Annotated in this window: 15 protein-coding genes, 1 other RNA gene and 2 pseudogenes; 8 read left to right on the top strand and 10 right to left on the bottom strand. The window is 59.1% G+C overall.

The features are described 5' to 3' along the window. Nucleotides 1-4: 4 nt before the first annotated feature. The 6 genes and pseudogenes from D3Y57_RS18675 (at nucleotide 5) to lexA (ending at nucleotide 4,728) form a co-directional block, all read left to right on the top strand. Entirely contained in the window at nucleotides 5-607 is a 603-nt protein-coding gene (locus D3Y57_RS18675) for an anthranilate synthase component II (protein WP_121156198.1), read from the top strand. Next, nucleotides 598-1,580: pseudogene (trpD, locus tag D3Y57_RS18670) on the top strand (anthranilate phosphoribosyltransferase). The gene D3Y57_RS18675 and the pseudogene trpD overlap by 10 nt, the downstream one beginning before the upstream one ends. Further along, a complete protein-coding gene (trpC, locus tag D3Y57_RS18665) occupies nucleotides 1,577-2,365 on the top strand; it encodes an indole-3-glycerol phosphate synthase TrpC (protein ID WP_121155053.1) in 789 nt (262 codons plus the stop codon). The pseudogene trpD and the gene trpC overlap by 4 nt, the downstream one beginning before the upstream one ends. Next, nucleotides 2,362-2,829, top strand: coding sequence for a cyclic pyranopterin monophosphate synthase MoaC (gene moaC, locus D3Y57_RS18660; RefSeq protein WP_121155050.1), 468 nt, complete (start codon nucleotides 2,362-2,364; stop codon nucleotides 2,827-2,829). The genes trpC and moaC overlap by 4 nt, the downstream gene beginning before the upstream one ends. Further along, a complete protein-coding gene (locus D3Y57_RS18655; protein ID WP_121155048.1) occupies nucleotides 2,826-4,004 on the top strand; it encodes a molybdopterin molybdotransferase MoeA in 1,179 nt (392 codons plus the stop codon). Before moaC ends, D3Y57_RS18655 begins: the two co-directional genes overlap by 4 nt. Nucleotides 4,005-4,065: 61 nt before the next feature. Further along, nucleotides 4,066-4,728: a transcriptional repressor LexA gene (gene lexA / locus D3Y57_RS18650; protein WP_121155045.1), complete on the top strand. Its 663-nt coding sequence runs from the start codon at nucleotides 4,066-4,068 to the stop codon at nucleotides 4,726-4,728. Nucleotides 4,729-4,828: 100 nt separating this feature from the next. Here lexA and D3Y57_RS18645 read toward each other — a convergent pair. Continuing rightward, a pseudogene (locus D3Y57_RS18645) lies at nucleotides 4,829-6,777 on the bottom strand (ComEC/Rec2 family competence protein). Between the two features lie 263 nt (nucleotides 6,778-7,040). On the opposite strand from D3Y57_RS18645, the gene gltX reads away from it, so the two are divergent. Together gltX and D3Y57_RS18635 are read left to right on the top strand one after the other, a co-directional pair. Beyond that, nucleotides 7,041-8,477, top strand: a complete 1,437-nt coding sequence (gltX, locus tag D3Y57_RS18640) for a glutamate--tRNA ligase (RefSeq protein WP_121155043.1) — start codon at nucleotides 7,041-7,043, stop codon at nucleotides 8,475-8,477. 20 nt (nucleotides 8,478-8,497) lie between these two features. Further along, the gene (locus tag D3Y57_RS18635) at nucleotides 8,498-9,784 is read left to right on the top strand and encodes a citrate synthase (protein WP_121155041.1); all 1,287 of its coding nucleotides are present in this window, start codon (nucleotides 8,498-8,500) and stop codon (nucleotides 9,782-9,784) included. On the opposite strand, the gene D3Y57_RS18630 is transcribed toward D3Y57_RS18635, so the two are convergent. The 9 genes from D3Y57_RS18630 to D3Y57_RS18590 form a co-directional block, all read right to left on the bottom strand. Further along, nucleotides 9,781-11,112, bottom strand: coding sequence for a sensor histidine kinase (locus tag D3Y57_RS18630; protein ID WP_121155037.1), 1,332 nt, complete (start codon nucleotides 11,110-11,112; stop codon nucleotides 9,781-9,783). The two genes, D3Y57_RS18635 and D3Y57_RS18630, sit on opposite strands and share 4 nt — an antisense overlap. Before the next feature lie 99 nt (nucleotides 11,113-11,211). Beyond that, on the bottom strand, nucleotides 11,212-12,411 hold the full coding sequence (locus D3Y57_RS18625; protein ID WP_121155035.1) for a hypothetical protein: 1,200 nt from the start codon (nucleotides 12,409-12,411) through the stop codon (nucleotides 11,212-11,214). 53 nt (nucleotides 12,412-12,464) lie between these two features. After that, nucleotides 12,465-12,920: an AHH domain-containing protein gene (locus D3Y57_RS18620; protein WP_277873362.1), complete on the bottom strand. Its 456-nt coding sequence runs from the start codon at nucleotides 12,918-12,920 to the stop codon at nucleotides 12,465-12,467. Between the two features lie 59 nt (nucleotides 12,921-12,979). After that, nucleotides 12,980-13,717 carry a hypothetical protein gene (locus D3Y57_RS18615; RefSeq protein ID WP_121155030.1) on the bottom strand — a complete coding sequence of 246 codons (738 nt, stop codon included), beginning with the start codon at nucleotides 13,715-13,717 and terminating at the stop codon, nucleotides 12,980-12,982. Between the two features lie 40 nt (nucleotides 13,718-13,757). Then, nucleotides 13,758-14,151, bottom strand: an RNA gene (rnpB, locus tag D3Y57_RS18610) — RNase P RNA component class A. 10 nt (nucleotides 14,152-14,161) lie between these two features. Beyond that, nucleotides 14,162-14,845, bottom strand: a complete 684-nt coding sequence (locus tag D3Y57_RS18605) for an N-acetylmuramoyl-L-alanine amidase (protein ID WP_430739051.1) — start codon at nucleotides 14,843-14,845, stop codon at nucleotides 14,162-14,164. A gap of 18 nt (nucleotides 14,846-14,863) precedes the next feature. Continuing rightward, nucleotides 14,864-15,739 (bottom strand): CheR family methyltransferase, encoded by an 876-nt coding sequence (locus D3Y57_RS18600; protein WP_121155025.1) that lies wholly within the window; start codon nucleotides 15,737-15,739, stop codon nucleotides 14,864-14,866. After that, nucleotides 15,736-16,755: a chemotaxis-specific protein-glutamate methyltransferase CheB gene (cheB, locus tag D3Y57_RS18595; protein WP_121155022.1), complete on the bottom strand. Its 1,020-nt coding sequence runs from the start codon at nucleotides 16,753-16,755 to the stop codon at nucleotides 15,736-15,738. The genes D3Y57_RS18600 and cheB overlap by 4 nt, the downstream gene beginning before the upstream one ends. Before the next feature lie 52 nt (nucleotides 16,756-16,807). After that, nucleotides 16,808-17,176 carry a response regulator gene (locus tag D3Y57_RS18590; protein ID WP_121155020.1) on the bottom strand — a complete coding sequence of 123 codons (369 nt, stop codon included), beginning with the start codon at nucleotides 17,174-17,176 and terminating at the stop codon, nucleotides 16,808-16,810. Between the last annotated feature and the right edge of the window lie 17 nt (nucleotides 17,177-17,193).

Below are 17,193 nucleotides of genomic sequence, written 5' to 3'. Positions count from 1 at the left end.
CCGCATGATCCTCGTCATCGACAATTACGACAGCTTCACCTGGAACCTCGTCCACTATCTGATGGAACTGGGTGCCGAAGTCGAAGTCGTGCGCAACGACGCGATCTCGGTGGGGCAAGCGATGTCCAGCGGTGCCGAAGCCTTCCTCATTTCCCCCGGTCCCTGCACTCCAAAGGAAGCCGGAATATCCCTCGATCTGGTTGCCGCCGTTGCCGAAGCGGGTCGCCCCCTTCTGGGCGTCTGCCTCGGTCATCAGGCAATCGGCCATCATTTCGGTGGCAAAGTCGTGCGCGGCGGCCTGATGCACGGTAAAACGTCCGACATCGGCCACGACGGCACCGGCGTATTCGCTGGCTTGCCCAGTCCCTTCATCGCCACTCGCTATCATTCGCTCGTGGTCGAGGACGTGCCTGCTTGCCTCATCGCCAACGCGACCGCCCCCGACGGCTGCGTCATGGGTCTGCGTCACACAACGCTCCCCATCCACGGCGTCCAGTTCCATCCAGAGAGCATCGCCACCGAACACGGCCACCGCCTTCTCGCCAATTTCATGACAATCGCCGGAATGACCGTAAAACCCGGAGCCAGATTGAAAGCATTAGCGTGAAACTCCCCGATACGTCGGTCCCGTTGACCGCCGACGAAGCAGCCCACGCCTTCGACGCCATCCTCGACGCCCGAACCGAAGACGCCGACACCGCCCGCTTCCTGTCGGTCATGTCCGACCGCGACGAAACCGCCATTGAAATCGCCGCCGCCGCCGCCGCCATGCGCGCGCGGATGATCCCGATTGCCGCCCCGTCGGAGCCATCGACGTCTGCGGAACCGGCGGTGACGGCAGCCACAGCCTTAACGTCTCCACCGCCGTCGCCATCGTCGTGGCAGCGTGCGGCGTGCCCGTTGCCAAACACGGCAACCGCGCCGCCTCTTCAAAGGCCGGAGCCGCTGACACACTCGAAGCCCTCGGCTTAAACCTCGACCGCGCGTCCGAAACCGCCGAAGCCACGCTCGCAGACCTCGGCATCTGCTTCCTGTTCGCGCAGAAACATCACCCCGCGCTCGCTCGCCTCGCCCCGATTCGCAAAGCAATCGGTCGCCGCACCGTATTCAACCTGACCGGCCCCGCCGCGAACCCCGCGGGCGTCACGCGTCAGCTCATCGGTGTCGCGCGCCCCGATTTCCTTCCGGTATTTGCCGAATTGCTCATCTTGCTCAACACCGAAGACGCCATGCTGGTCGCGGGAGATGAACCGCTCGACGAACTGTCAGTCTCTCAACCAAGCACCATCATTCGCCTCCGCCAGCCCGCCACCCGCATCGCTCCCGAAGACATCGGCCTCCCGCGTCACCCGTCCGAAGCCCTGCTCGGCGGCGACGCATCGTTCAACGCCGCTGCGCTCCGCCGGATGCTCCTCGGCGAAACCGGAGCTTACCGCGACGCCGTGCTGTTCAACGCAGCCGCCGCGCTGATTGTCGCAGGCCACGTCTCCGACTGGCGAGAGGGCATAGAAGAAGCCGCCGAAACCCTCGATCGGGGACTTGCCAACACGCTGCTCGACTGCTGGATCGCCTACAAATGAACAAGCTTACCGAAATCTGCGCCTCCACCCGCACCGAAGTCGCGCGCCGCAAAGCTGTGCTCTCCGTAAACGACATCGACCGCGCAGCCGCCTCCCAGACCGCCCCACGCGGGTTCAAAGCCGCTCTCGACGCGCACGCAAAAACCGGCTTTGCCCTCATCGCAGAGATCAAGAAAGCCAGTCCCTCAAAAGGGCTGATCCGTGCCGATTTCGATCCGCCCGCCCACGCGAAAGCGTATCAATCCGGGGGTGCCGCTTGCCTCTCCATTCTCACGGACGCCCCTTATTTTCAGGGTCACGAGGACTATCTTGTCGCCGCCCGCGCCGCTTGTGATCTGCCTGTTCTCCGCAAGGATTTCATGGTCGATCCGTGGCAGATAGCCGAAGCGCGCAGCATCGGTGCCGACGCAATCCTCATCATCGTCGCTGCGCTCGATGACACGATGATGGCCGAACTCGAAGCCGCTGCCATCGAACGCGGCATGGACGTGCTTGTCGAAGTCCATGACGACGCCGAACTCGACCGCGCCCTCCGCCTGAAATCGCGGCTGATCGGCGTCAATAACCGCGACCTCCGCGACTTCAGCGTCGATTTCGCCCGCACATACGAACTCGTCGGCAAAGCGCCCAAAGATGTAACCTTCGTCGCCGAAAGCGGCCTCACCAACCACGCCGACCTGACGGCAATGTCCGACCACGGCGTTCGCGCCTTTCTCGTCGGCGAATCCCTGATGCGCCAGCCCGACCTCGAATCGGCCACCCGCGCGCTATTGACCGGAGCATGACCATTCTTACCCATATCGACGAGACAGGGGCGGCCCGCATGGTCGACATCTCAGGCAAACCGAATACCGCGCGTAAAGCCGCCGCCGAAGGCCGCATCTCCATATCGTCTGATGCCCTGACCGCGATCAAGGACGGCATCACCAAAAAGGGTGACGTGATCGCCGTCGCGCGCATAGCCGGCATCATGGCGGCCAAACGCACCAGCGACCTCATCCCGCTTTGCCACCCGCTCGCTTTGTCCTCCGTAACCGTCGATTTCGCGTTCGAACCAACCGGAATTCGCGCCACCGCAAACGTCACCACCACAGGCCCTACAGGCGTCGAAATGGAGGCCCTGACCGCCGTTTCGGTCGCGCTCCTGACCCTTTACGACATGGCAAAGGCCATGGATCGCGCCATGCGAATCGGCGACATCCGCCTGCTGGAAAAATCGGGCGGCCGATCCGGGGATTATCAGGCATGATCGACGTCGAAGAAGCCCAGGCGCGTATCCTCGCGCTCCACGCCCCTGTCTCGATGGAAGGAGTGCCTCTGCTCGAAGCCGTCGGTCGCTGGACCGCGGCCGCCGTCGTAGCAAAACGTACCCAGCCCGCCCACGACCTTTCGGCAATGGATGGCTACGCAATCCGGTACGAAGACGCTGCTGGCCCGTGGCGCGTTGTCGGTGAATCCGCAGCCGGAATACCCTTCGCAGGACAAGTCGGCCCCGGCGAAACCATACGCATCTTCACCGGCGCTGCACTTCCCGAAGGCAGCGACACGATTGTCATACAAGAAAATATCGTCCGCGATGGCGACCTGATTACGCTGACCAACGATGGCCCGGAAACCCTTGGCGAACACGTCCGAAAATCAGGCTCAGACTTCACCACGGGCGCGACCCTGATCGAACCCGGTCAACTCCTCACCCCCGCCCGCATCGCCCTCGCGGTCATGGGTGGTCACGGCACCATCGCGGCCCGCCGCCGCCTACGCGTGGCAATCATCTCGACCGGCAGCGAACTCGTGCCCCCCGGAACGGACACCGGAACCGATCGCCTGCCATCCTCCAACGCACCGATGCTCGCCGCTCTGATGCGTAATCTGCCCGTCGATGTCGTTGATCTCGGCATTATCGAAGACGATCTGACCGCCCTCACCGCTGCCTTCAACGCCTCCAAAACCTGCGACATCGTGGTCAGCACTGGCGGCGCATCGGTCGGCGATCATGATCTTGTCCGTCCCGCCCTGAATGCGGCGGGGGCAACGCTCGACTTCTGGAAAGTCGCCATGCGCCCCGGCAAACCTCTGATGGCAGGTCGCCTCGGCGATACCGTCGTTCTCGGCCTGCCCGGCAACCCGGTGTCCGCGCTCGTCACCGCTATCCTGTTCCTGCGCCCGTTGATCGCACACCTGTCCGGCGCGTCCACGCCGCTGCCACCGCGCATCGGCGTCCGTATGGGCGAACCGCTCCCCGCAGTCGGTCCTCGCACCGATTTCGTGCGGACACATTGGGAGGGTGGCGCGCTCGTTCCAACCTTCCCCGGCGACAGCGGAATGTTGCTGCCATTATCCGGTGCCGACGCCCTCGTTATCCGCGCCGCTGGCTCCCCTGCACTCGAATCCGGAGCGCTGGTCGAGGCCATCCTGCTCGCTTGACGCGACCTGTAATGTTTCCTACACGTTCCTAGTTCGTTCTTACGGAACAAGGAGGTTGCCGGTGCTCACTCGTAAACAGCATGAGCTGATTTGCTTCATCAACGATCGGCTTGCCGAAACCGGAGTGTCACCGTCGTTCGAGGAAATGAAGGACGCGCTCGACCTTAAATCGAAATCGGGCGTTCACCGCCTGATAAGTGCTCTTGAAGAACGTCAATTTATCCGCCGCCTCCCCAATCGCGCCCGCGCTCTCGAAGTCATGCGTATGCCCGAACGCGGCGAACAGAAACTCCGCGTGCCGTTACCATCGACCAGCCCGATCATCCTGCCAGCAGCAGCGAACGACGTAATCGAACTGCCAATGCATGGTCGCATCGCTGCCGGTATGCCGATCGAAGCGCTGGAGGGGCAATCGACGCTTCCAGTTCCTGCTGCCCTGCTCGGCCCCGGCGAACATTTCGCTTTGGAAGTCTCCGGTGATTCGATGGTTGAGGCAGGCATACTCGACGGCGATTACGCTCTCATTCGAAAGACAGAGACGGCCCGCGATGGCGAAATCGTCGTGGCCCTGATCGACGATAGCGAAGCCACCCTGAAATATTATCACCACGACGGACCACGCATCCGCCTCGACCCTGCTAATGCGCTGTACGAAGCTCAGATCTACGCCGCCAATCAGGTCCGCGTGCAAGGCCGGCTCGCCGGTTTGCTGCGTCGGTATTAAAGACGCGTTATTAGAAGCGCGTCTGCCCCCGCTTCCCTGAGCCTGTCGAAGGGTTGCCCTGCCTATTTCACGACACAGAAAGAACGGCGCGTCGACAAACTCAGGGAAGCGGACTTCTTTTGAACGTCCTTGGAAACTTACCTTCGAACCTCGTTGCCAATCCGACCCGCCGCGCAACCACCCACGGATGATCGTCATCGTTTCCTGAGACGGTATCGACCGCCTGAGAGCCAAAGTTGATTGCCAGCCCTCCGGTTTTCTCAAGCAGAGGCCGATCCGCCTTCAGCCAGCGCGGCTTACACGTCCGGGGCAATCGTCGGTCACTAATCACGATATCCGCTGCTGCGCACTCCGCCACAAACGCCTTGATCGGCAGAATGAAACGGCTCCTCGTCGCCAGAATCCGCCACGCCCGCCCATCCCGCATCAGTGTCACCCGACACAGATCGTCCGAACAACTGGCCCCTTCCAGAGTGTCCAGATCCCCCAACTCGCCAAGGTCGCCGGCGCGTTCTGCCAGCGTCGATCGCACATAGTCCCCGGCTCGCGTCCGCAACGTCGCAAGATCACCATTATCGCCCCTGACGGCCATGTGTTTGCCATCCCCGGTAACGATCAGATCGGGTGACGGTGTTGCCAGAATCCAGGCAATTCCGACCAAAATCGGCCCAAAACCCCAAATGCGCACATTTCCACGCCATAAAATGACCCACAATGCCCCGCCAAGCGTGATTGCAAACGCCCCTGTCGGAACACTCGCCAATGCCGCCTGCGCGCCCGGCCATGCCGCGACATGGCGCGCAATGCCCAGCAAAAGGTCCAGCGATAGCCCCGTCAACCACCAGAAAGGTGCGCCCAGCCCCATCGTATCGAACACGATCGCCAGCGCCTCGAACGGCATTGTGACGAACGTCGTCAACGGGATCGCGACGATGTTGGCGAGCGCCCCGTAAAGCCCCTGTCGGTGAAAATGGAAAAGAGCGATGGGGGCCAGCGCGACTTCTACCGCCAGTCCCGTCATCAGGAGCGACAGCACGCCGCGTCCAAATTTGGCAAAAATGCTCTCTTCACGACTGGCGAGCAGTCGCTGGACCGGTCCCCATTCATGCAGCGCCACAAGCGAGGTAATTGCCGCAAAACTGAGCTGAAAACTGGGACCAATCAGCGATTCTGGCCAGACCAGAAGCACGACAAGCGCGCCCCCGCTACGAGCCTCAGCGTGAACGCCTGTCGCCCCATTGCTCCACCGATCACGATCAGCACCGCCGCGACGCACGACCGAATCGTCGGAATCTCCGCACCCGTCAGCAGCGTGTAAGCGATCCCCGCCGAAGCTCCCGCGCCCGCTGCCACGACAATCAGCGGCAATCGCAGGGCAAGCCGACTGCTCAACGCCATTAACCGCAATGTAATCAACATCGTAGCTGCTACGACAGCCGTAACATGCAGCCCACTGATCGAGAGCAAATGCGTCAGCCCGCTCGCCCGCATCGCATCCTCATCCGAAGTCGCAATCCCTCCCCGGTCCCCCGTCGCAAAAGCAGCGGCAATACCGCCAGCACTCCCCTCCACTTGCGTCTTGATATGCGCCGATAACCGATCCCGAATACCCGGCGCATTCGGTGCTTCACTTCCCTCACGCACCACCGGCCCAAGCGATTTTCCCGTCGCCCCCAACCCCATGAACCACGCCGCACGCGAAAAATCGTAACCGCCCGGCACACTCGCATTCTGAGGCCCCAGCAAACGCGCCTTCATTCGAATCCGGTCACCAATCGCTAGATTCGACGGAGCGTCCGCCGAATCGACATTGATCCGCACGCGGAGAGGCAAAGTCGGAGCATCGATTGGCAACAGCGTCAGCCTCACGCGATCTTTGGTTAGCTGGATATCGATCCTCTCGACCCGCGCACTGAATGCCTCAATCGCCAGTCGCGACATCACCGGCGCGGCAACTGCTTCACTCCGCACCCATGCGATTCCACAGCCCAGCGCGCAGGTCAGCGGCGCGATGATCATTGCGGCCTTCAGCCTGCCGTACTTGGGCATCAAAAGCCCACCTCCGGCAATCGCGATCATCCCGACAATCCACGCAACCCAGTCGCTTCGGCCGGGCAACAGGAACCACGCCGCAATCCCGCAGCCGAGCATGATAGGCAGCCAAAGCGGCAATTGGTCGCGCTGATAGTCGAGCGCAGTTTCGATTTTTCTATTCAGGCGCGTTAAAAGCCCCGATTGGCGCGTTTCGGGCAGCGTGCTAGGGGCGCTGTCGAATACCGCATCCATTGCGCCCTGACTGGAGATTAAGTCGCGTGAGCGCAAGCATACCAACCAAGCCTGTCGTAACCCGCTTCGCACCGTCGCCGACGGGATATTTGCACATCGGCGGTGCGCGCACTGCTTTGTTCAACTGGCTCTACGCCCGCCACTTCGGCGGCACCTTCCTGCTGCGAATCGAGGATACCGATCGCGCCCGCTCTACCCAGGGCGCGATCGATGCGATCCTCGACGGGATGAAGTGGCTAGGCCTCGACTGGGACGGTGACGCCGTTTTCCAATTTGCCCGAGCCGCCCGCCACGCAGAAGTCGCCAACACATTGCTCGCAACCGGGCACGCGTACCGCTGCTACGCTACGACGGAAGAGTTGGAGGAAATGCGCGCCGCTCAGCGCGCCGCCAAACAACCTCTTCGCTACGATGGCCGTTGGCGCGATCGCACCGATGCTCCGGATTTGCCTTACGTGGTTCGCCTTCGCGCGCCCCAGACGGGCGAAGTGACGATAAAGGACCGCGTTCAGGGTCCGGTCACGGTACAAAACGCTGAACTCGACGATTTCGTTCTGCTCCGTTCGGACGGCACCCCAACCTATATGCTCAGCGTCGTTGTCGACGATAACGACATGGGCATCACCCACGTCATTCGCGGCGACGACCATCTAAACAACGCGTTCCGCCAACTCGTCCTGATTCGCGCAATGGGCTGGGACGAGCCTGTCTATGCACACGTCCCACTCATCCACGGAGCTGACGGTGCGAAACTGTCGAAGCGCCACGGTGCTCTGGGCGTCGAAGTCTATCGCGACGAACTCGGAATCTTGCCGGAAGCGCTTTCGAACTATCTCCTCCGTCTTGGATGGGGCAGCGGCGACAACGAGATGATCAGTCGACAAGAGGCAATCGCGCTGTTCGACATCGACGGCGTCGGGCGATCGCCCTCGCGATTCGATCTTAAAAAGCTTGAAAATATCAACGGTCATTATCTCCGTGAAGCCGATGATCCACGTCTCACTGCAATTGCTGCGCCGCTGATCGCAACGAAACTCGGTCGAGATCTGGATACGGACCAACAGGCAATCCTGACCACAGCGATGGCTTCATTGAAGGTTCGTGCGAAATCGACGCTAGCTCTGGCAGACGGTGCTCTTTTCCTGTTCGAAAGCCGTCCGCTGGGTCTCGACGCCGGAGCCTCTGCACTGCTATCACCCGAGGGGTTGGTACTGCTCGGGAATGTCCGCGTTGTACTGGCAGACAGTTCGGAATGGACCGCAGCGGCACTGGAAGATGCGGTAAAAAGGTTCGCGGAGGATGCCGGACTTGGACTTGGCAAAGTAGCGCAACCCCTGCGGGCGGCGCTGACGGGTCGTACGACCTCGCCTGGAATATTCGACGTGCTGGTGCTTCTCGGCCGTGAGGAGTCGCTGGGGCGTCTTGACGATTGCCTGACAGACAGCGCATCGGGCGCATCATAAATCTATAAAGGAGTTCGACCATGGCGGATGCACCAGCGAAGCTGAATTTCGAAGGCAAGGATTTCGACTATAAAGTCCTGTCGGGAACTGTTGGCCCAGACGTCATCGACATCCGCAAACTTTATGCGCAGACCGGGGCATTCACTTACGATCCTGGCTTCACATCGACCGCCTCATGCGACTCCGCGATCACCTATATTGACGGTGATGAGGGTGTCCTCCTCCACCGTGGCTACCCAATCGGCCAGCTCGCTGAAAAGTCGAGTTTCATGGAGGTCAGTTACCTCCTGCTAAACGGTGAACTGCCCGACAAGTCCACGCTGGATCACTTCACCAACACGATCACGCGCCACACCATGCTCCACGAGCAGATGGCAATGTTTTTCCGTGGTTTTCGTCGCGATGCACATCCGATGGCTATCATGTGCGGTGCAGTCGGCGCACTGAGCGCATTCTATCACGATTCGACCGAGATCACCGACCCTACGCAGCGCATGATCGCGTCCCATCGCTTGATCGCCAAGATGCCAACGATCGCCGCGATGGCGTATCAGTATTCAGTTGGTCGCCCGTTCGTCTATCCGCAGAATAACCTGTCCTATACGGGCAACTTTTTGCGTATGGCCTTTGGGAATCCGGCCGAGCCATATGAGGTCAACCCCATCATCGAGCGGACGATGGACCGGATTTTCATCCTTCATGCCGATCATGAACAGAACGCCTCAACGTCCACCGTGCGTCTTGCCGGTTCGTCAGGTGCCAACCCGTTTGCTTGCATCGCTGCCGGTATCGCTTGCCTTTGGGGACCAGCGCACGGCGGCGCGAACGAGGCTGCGCTCAATATGCTTCGCGAGATCGGCACGCCCGATCGTATCCCGCATTACATCGAACGCGCCAAAGACAAGAATGACCCGTTTCGCCTAATGGGCTTTGGTCACCGCGTTTATAAAAACTACGATCCGCGCGCTACGGTAATGCAGCAGACTGTTCGTGATGTTCTGAAAGAACTGAACGTCACCGATCCGATCTTCGACGTTGCTTTGCAGCTCGAAGAGATGGCGCTGAACGATCCGTATTTCATCGAGAAAAAACTGTTCCCGAACGTCGATTTTTACTCTGGAGTGATCCTGTCTGCGATCGGTTTCCCAACGACAATGTTCACCGTGCTGTTTGCCTTGGCCCGAACCGTTGGCTGGGTTGCTCAGTGGAACGAGATGATTTCCGATCCTGAACAGAAAATCGGTCGTCCGCGCCAGCTCTACACGGGGCCGACGCAGCGCGATTATGTACCGGTCGGTCAGCGCTAAACAGCGGGCAAGGTAAGCACGAAACGGGCACCCTGCCCCGGTGCCGAATCGACTACGATGTCTCCACCCATCGCCTGAGCCAGGCGGCGGGAGATAAACAGTCCGAGCCCGCTTCCGCCGGGCTCGGACGGATCGACGCGCTCGAACTTTTCAAAGATGCGGATGTGATCGGCCAGAGCAATGCCCTTGCCCTGGTCTGCTACGATCAGGACTGCGGTGTCCTCATCTTTCTCGATTCGTATCCAGATCATTCCAGCGTCTGGCGAATATCGGATGGCGTTGCCGATCAGATTGACCATTATCTGCAAAACTCGCCGGTAGTCCCCACGCGCCACAAGAGCGTCATGCGTTCCCGGACTGTCGATTCGAATTTCGCGATCGCCGGCTCGAACCTTCAATAAGCCCGATGCCTGCCTCGCCAGATCAGCCAGATCGATCTCCTCAGATTCGACATGCAGATCCGCTCGGTCGACAGTCTGCAAGTCGGAAAGATCATCGACTAGCGCCAGCAGGTGACGAGCGGCATTCGCGATATCACCAGCATAGTCGGCATAGTCGCGGCGCAACGGACCATCGGTTTGTGCGCTGATGCTGTCAGCATTGGCAACTATTCGGCTAAGAGGAGCGCGCAACGCCGCATCCAGCTTTTCGGTAAATGCGGCACCCGCGTCGGTCTTTGTTATCGATTCGGCATCGCCCCTTTGATTGGCGCTCGTTACGCTGCCCTCAAAGCCAGCGAACGCCCCCTGCTCGTCGCGGACTGGTCGACCGGAAAGCACAACCTCTTGTTCGGGCTCCGCGCGCATGACTGCGGGCTGATCGGTAAAACTATTTCCATTTGCCGCAGCTTCGAGGATCGGCATCGTACCGAGATTATCCTCAATTAACCGAAAAACGTGCGTCAGATTTTGTCCGATAATATCTGGGTCGATCAGATCGGACGTCTTCAAAATCTCCAATTTCGCATTGGTTTCCCAACTCCAGCTAATCTCGCTGTCAGCCGGTGCATCAGAAGATACATCGTGGGGAGGTAACCAGGGCTGGCGCAGAGGTCGCGGCATCCATCCCCCGATGGAAAGTTTGACTCCATCTTTGTCGGGGCGGGCACGAACGATAAGCTCTAAATCATGGTCGCCATTCGCACAGATCACGCTGCGCGAAATCAAAACGCCAAGCGTTCGAGCTAAGCGAACGATGCTCGCCAGCGCCGGAACCGCGATATCGTTGCCCAGGCTACTGCCCGCCTGCTCCTGCAATCGTAAAAGCATCGCGTCGGCGGCAATCAGCTTGCCAGATAAATCGACACGCCCCCTGATGACGTCAGACATGGCTCGGCACCACGCTGGAAACAGGCGTTGGAGTGCCAACGAGCGAGGAAACGGACTGTCGCATTGAACCGCCTTAATCCGCGCACGGTTAAGACCACGTTATTCCTCATCGAAAACCACGTTCGTCGTCCGATGATTCAGCAGAAGATAACTCGCAACAGCGTGGGCCGCCGCTAGAAAGAGACCGGCAACCGGAATCGTCGAGATTACACCGAGAAATAATAAAGCGATGCTGCTGAGTGGATCCGCCTGCCAACGTGAAAAACTTCTGGGATTGGGCCGACGTTGAGCAATCAGGGTTTGAGCACCAATCAAAAGTCCGCCCAAAAGTAGGCACCCCCACTGTCCCGTTCTCGATGCGAAGCTTATTGAACACGCACCAACGATTACCACCGCAGCACTTGTCATCACTGAACGGAAAACGATACCGCGGGGATGAATTTCTCCAAGGGCAGCCGCCAGAAGTACCGCTGTTGATCGCGCAAAATATGCTGTCAGGAGTATCAATAACGCAACACCCAGCCAGCCCGTCAGACCGATGAGCGCAGCAACGATTGCTGCTCCAATGGCAGAAAATTCGATTATCTGGCTTTTCAGTCCTAGTTCACCAGCCAGTCGCGCAAGGAATCGGCTGACCGGTCGGGCAAGCCAATACTCCCCAAGGCTCTGGCGGTGGTCGCCATCCTCGTCCAATAACTTGCGGCCTGCTTGGGTTGCCTCCGCAGTGTTGCGAATGTTGAGCATTGCGTCCGCAACTTGTGCCTGATTCAAGACGATTCGACGCGCATTTTCCTGAACGAGCTGGCGAAGTAGGGTCGAGGCGGCATCCCAGTCGCCGACCATATTCGCGACACTTCGCAAAGTTGCACCGTCGAGCAGGGCATACCCCGTCCAGCGCGTCGTGGCATCAATGATCTCGAATTGCGAAGTCGCCGCATCATTGCCGACACACAGCAACGATGGTGGGCCGCTCGACACTAGCTCGCCAAGCGTTTTACCCGAAACGAGCACTTGCGATGCAACTAGGAAGACGGCCTCGTCGGGATGAATTGCATCTGCGGCATCTGCTACCGATCGAACAATGTCGATCGTCAGTCCATTCGCGCGGAGGTTATCAGCAACAGCTAATATCTGCGACGAAACCTGTCGGACAAGACAAACAACATGGCGCGCGCCTGTAGAAACGACACGGGCGATCTGTAACTCAGTGAGCGACCGCCCGAGAACCAAGGGTGTGACCACGGCCTCGTCGGCAATAATAAGCGCGGCCAGTCGGATGTTTTGTATTTCGTTCGCCACGGTCGACCGCCTACGCAAAGCGTCGCTAAAGTGCAAAGGGCCTTATGCGTCTATCACGACGAACCGCGCCCAGCAGGGGTGCGGCACATATGTAGCAACGTATCGGTTGCCCGATCGATAACCCGGCTACTCTTTGCGAGCGTCAGTATCTCTATCGTGTCGATTGGAATCGGGCGATCCTGATACATGAAAACGCGGAGCCGGGCCTGGATAAGACGCACATGAGAAAGAGCAGCATGTGCTTCACGCGGACAGTTTGCAAAATTGAAGCGGATAGCGAGCAACCCGATCGCATCGATTATCTTGAGATTATATTCTGGATGAGGCCCCGAATGCACCGGAAGTCCGGATAGAGCAGCCTGCACATGAGTCGTTGGCAGCAATATTCCATTTGTCGAGAAATCGTTGAGTCTGAAACCCCGGCCGTACATCACAGAAAAAAACGAACGCGTTCGTGCGTCGCGTATGCATTGTTGCGGAATGAGGTGATGTCGTTGCCAGCCCTCTATGAATTCGAGCGCCCCCTGGTGTTCACCATAGAAAAATGCAGTCCCAAGCTCGAATGTCCCTATTCGTTACTTAGGCGTTCCAATTGCGCACATCCTGCTTTTGTGCACGCGGAGATGAGTCCGTTTTTGAATGTGTTTTTAACGAGGATGCGAATCGTTCTGGCACGGGAATCTGTTTCAGCAATTCGCTCGAACCGATATTCGCTACCATCGGGACCAATCGCGCCGACGGTAAGAAGCGGTCCGTTTATCAATGTCTCCTGAGCCAGACGACCAACCATTCTCGCCAGTTCCTCATCCCCGTCTCTGTTAACGAGCGCATCGATTTCATGCCCGACAACGGCCGAGAGTCCGACAGTCTTAATCAACATCCCTTCGTTATGCTGCTCAGCGACCAGATCGATCACGTCCAGAAGCGGAGGTCCGCAATCCTGGATCCACTGCCCTAGCAAAGCGGAAGCATTCGCTTTCCGCGTTACCTTGCCCGAGAAGAGCCAAAGCATCTCTGCCAAGGGGCGATCTGAAATACATTCGAATGTCGCCAGTACGCCCTGCAACAGGTCAATGCGCTGCTTCCATGATACCGCATTCCACGCCGGAGCTGAAAGGATGGCTCGTTCATCCTCCCATGTCAGGACAAGCCCCTGCCCTTGCTGCCGTTGACCTAACCCCGAGTGATATTCCGCCGGCCCCTTGGACACGCCGGTTATCGCGGCAATCCTGAACGCGTCCCGGTTTTCGTTGGCAGCCCCAATCACGTTCATGGTCTGTACCAGTTTGCCGGCCACTGCAACCATGGTTCTCTCCATTCCGGAGCAATCTCTCGCTGCAAAGGAAATTGTCAGAGGGTCTATAAGCCGGGTTCTGTCTTCACGATTGCGCGTGATGTGCGACCATTCCTCTAGGGCCACACTTGCGCATGGCCTCAAGCAACCAACCCGGACGACAGAGCCGAGCAGGCCCATATGCCGTCCCTATTCGGTCTTGCTCCAGGTGGGGTTTGCCATGCCGCTACGGTTGCCCGTCGCGCGGTGCGCTTTTGCCGCACCGTTTCGCCCTTGCCACGCCGAAGCTTTAGGTCCGGAAACCTGTGGCGGTTTGTTTTCTGTGGCACTGTCCCTTGACCGGAGACTACTCCCCGACCCGCCGGGAATTACCCGGCACCTTCACTCTATGGAGCCCGGACTTTCCTCCCCGCAATTGCTCACGCGGCGGTCGCCCGACCCTCTGACCGGTTCCGCCTAGTCGTCGCCTTGCGGTTTGGGAAGCAAAAGCGCGAGCAGGATCGATCGGCACTCGCCATCTATCGTGCCGTCGAGCAATTCAGGGCGGAAACGGCGTTGAAATGCGACAGTCGCAGCAAGCGTGTCCGCGATCTCGTAACCGAAACGTTGAAGGGCAAGCAGAAAGCCAGCGTCACTCCAGTGGGGGTCCATTAAATTGCGCGTCGGGCGTGGTAAGGCGAGCCTCACTTTCGCCAATCGATTCCACGGAAACAATTCGCCCGGGTCTTGTTTGCGTGCGGGGGCGATATCGGAATGACCAACCACATTGCCCCGCGTAATCCCATGACGCTGGACGATTTCGGAGACCAGCGGAACAAGCGCATCGATCTGCGCCTCGGCAAATGGACGATATCCGAATTCGTGCCCAGGATTGACCAATTCGATGCCGACGCTTGCGGAGTTGATGTCGTCGATGCCTCGCCAGTACGATTTACCCGCGTGCCATGCCCGTTTCGTTTCATCGACCATCCGGACGATCTGCCCATCTTCGGCGACCAGATAGTGCGCAGATACTTTGGCCTCTGGATCGGTCAGTCGCGCGATTGCCGAAGCCGCGTCGATCATCCCGGTATAATGAAGCACCAGCATCGAAACCGGCAACCTTCGTTCATCGAAATTTGGCGATGGGGTGTCGATCATGGCGGTCATGCCGCACCTTCATGCGCGCGGGTGGTTCGCCCCGTCAATAACAGAGGGCATGGGCTTGCGATCGGTAGCATTTACACCGGCATAAAAGCCGCGCCACTCAGGATGCGGCTTGAATCGGGCCGTCTGGCCGATAACGGTTTCTCCAGCACCCATTACCAATATTCCGCCGGGGTCGAGCGCGTCAGCGAGATGATCGAAAAGCTGCGCGCGCGCCTCCGCCTGAAAATACATCAGCACATTACGACAGAGAATCACATCGAACCGACCGGGTGCCGGTGACAGCAGATTATGGGTGGCGAAACGCACTGACCGGCGCACATCAGGATCGAGCACCCAATCCTCACCCTGCTGTTCAAACCATTTGAGCATCGTACGAACAGGAAGTCCGCGCTGTATCTCAAACTGTGAATAACGTCCTGCTCGACCACGCGCGATGACCGACGCGGAAACGTCGGTCGCCAGAATGTCGAAGGCCCAACCCTCCCACCGCGCGCCCTGATCGCGGAGCATCATCGCAAGTGTGTAAGCCTCCTGCCCGGTCGAACATCCCGCCGACCAGAACCGCAACCTGCGCGTGACAGCGCATGATTCGGCCAGCGACGAAAGCGCGCCCTGACTGAAAAGCTCAAACATGTTGAAGTCGCGGAAAAAGGAAGTTTCATTGTTCAACAGCGCTTCGGTCACACGAGTGCTCAATGCTTCATCGCGCGCCGCTATACGTTCCGCCAGCACTCCAAGGTTCGGTATATCCAATTCGCGCAAAAACGGACGCAGGGCAGCCTCGATCCGCCAGGAACGGCCCGCAGAGATACGTTGACCAGTGCGCCGTTCCAGAAGATCGGCAAAAACAGTGAGTGCCGGTGATGGGACAGCCAGTGCATTCATTGTGCGCCGCGCCTGACAATGTGTCGCGCCAGTGCATCGGCAGGTCCACAAAGGCTTGCCAAGCCCGCCCGCGCGACAGCACCTGGCATCCCCCATATCACTGAGGATGCTTCGTCTTGCACGATTACATCGGCACCCGCGCCGGCGAGCAGCGCAGCACCTTCGGCTCCGTCCCGCCCCATCCCGCTAAGGACAACTCCTATGCCGCTCGAGCCGAACGCCGTTGCGACGCTGGCGAACATGGGATCGATCGACGGCAAGCTTCGATTGGCAACTTCGCCCGAATGTAGCCGCGTTAGAATCTTTGATCCCCGCCGCTCGCAAATCAGGTGCGCATCCCCCGGAGCGACGTAAACCGCTCCCTCTGCGGCAACCGCGCCGTCGCGAGCCACGCTGCACGGTCGTCCCGACATCGTGGCAAGTTGGTCGGCAAAAAATGGCATGAACGCAGCCGGGAGATGCTGAGTGACCAAAATCGGGGCATCGAATGCAAGGGGCATTGCCGCGAAGAACGTCGTGAGCGCGTGCAGACCGCCGGTCGACGAACCAATCGCAACGATTGGTATCGATCCGGTTGCAACCTCACGAAGCTTAAACCTCTCTGCTGCGGTCGAGGGGTTGCTGCAATCGGCCGAGCCTATCCGCAATAATCGCTCAATCAGGTCAACTGCAAAATGCCGACCGAGCGCACCGACGTTTGGCTTTGCCACAGCGTCCGCTGCGCCATCGGCCAAAGCTTGCAAAGTGACCGACGCACCTTGCGCTGTCGATGACGAGACCATGACGATCCGCGCGCCTCTTCCCGCCGCAATAACGTCAGGCAACGCCGCCAATCCGTCGCGATCAGGCATTTCGATGTCGAGCAATACGATGTCGACGCGGTTTTGCGACAACCAGTCGATGGCACGCTCGGCGCGATCAACTTGGCCGACCACGGCAAATGCGGAATGCTCCTCGAGCATTCGTGCGAGCATCGTCCTGACCACGACCGAATCGTCGACGATCAGAATTTTCATTCTGACACCGTTTAACCCGACGGTACCAACGTCGTCCCGTTGCTGAGGCAGTTTAGCCAAGACCGACCAGCGCGAGTTTGGTTTGCAAAGTCTCGCGGTCGAAAGGTTTCATGATATATTCGTCGGCACCGGCATCGATGGCGGCCTTAATGTGTGCATTACCATTTTCGGTAGTACAAAACACAATCTTCGGACGGCTTGAGAGCGGATCGTTGTCGATCGCCCGAAGAAATTCTATGCCGCTCATCACCGGCATATTCCAGTCGAGCAGAATCACGTCGGGAACGTTCTGGCGGCAAGTATCGAGTGCCTCACGCCCATCTGCCGCTTCATCCACGGTGTAATTGAGCGCCTCTAAAATGTGTCGAGCTACCTTCCGGATGACCTTGGAATCATCGACGATCAGGCAAGATTTCGACATTGAATACTTTCGATCGG

Origin of the sequence: Sphingomonas paeninsulae, assembly GCF_003660165.1 — a bacterium.
GTDB lineage: Bacteria > Pseudomonadota > Alphaproteobacteria > Sphingomonadales > Sphingomonadaceae > Sphingomonas_O > Sphingomonas_O paeninsulae.
This window is presented reverse-complemented; position numbering and strand designations above follow the sequence as displayed.

Bases quoted from the DNA above. Each gene is read 5' to 3' on its own strand.
- D3Y57_RS18675 (WP_121156198.1), top strand. From the start codon at position 5: ATGATCCTCGTCATCGACAATTACGACAGCTTCACCTGGAACCTCGTC.
- trpC (WP_121155053.1), top strand. From the start codon at position 1,577: ATGAACAAGCTTACCGAAATCTGCGCCTCCACCCGCACCGAAGTCGCG.
- moaC (WP_121155050.1), top strand. From the start codon at position 2,362: ATGACCATTCTTACCCATATCGACGAGACAGGGGCGGCCCGCATGGTC.
- D3Y57_RS18655 (WP_121155048.1), top strand. From the start codon at position 2,826: ATGATCGACGTCGAAGAAGCCCAGGCGCGTATCCTCGCGCTCCACGCC.
- D3Y57_RS18635 (WP_121155041.1), top strand. From the start codon at position 8,498: ATGGCGGATGCACCAGCGAAGCTGAATTTCGAAGGCAAGGATTTCGAC.
- D3Y57_RS18630 (WP_121155037.1), bottom strand. From the start codon at position 11,112: ATGTCTGACGTCATCAGGGGGCGTGTCGATTTATCTGGCAAGCTGATT.
- D3Y57_RS18615 (WP_121155030.1), bottom strand. From the start codon at position 13,717: ATGGTTGCAGTGGCCGGCAAACTGGTACAGACCATGAACGTGATTGGG.
- D3Y57_RS18605 (WP_430739051.1), bottom strand. From the start codon at position 14,845: ATGATCGACACCCCATCGCCAAATTTCGATGAACGAAGGTTGCCGGTT.
- D3Y57_RS18600 (WP_121155025.1), bottom strand. From the start codon at position 15,739: ATGAATGCACTGGCTGTCCCATCACCGGCACTCACTGTTTTTGCCGAT.
- cheB (WP_121155022.1), bottom strand. From the start codon at position 16,755: ATGAAAATTCTGATCGTCGACGATTCGGTCGTGGTCAGGACGATGCTC.
- D3Y57_RS18590 (WP_121155020.1), bottom strand. From the start codon at position 17,176: ATGTCGAAATCTTGCCTGATCGTCGATGATTCCAAGGTCATCCGGAAG.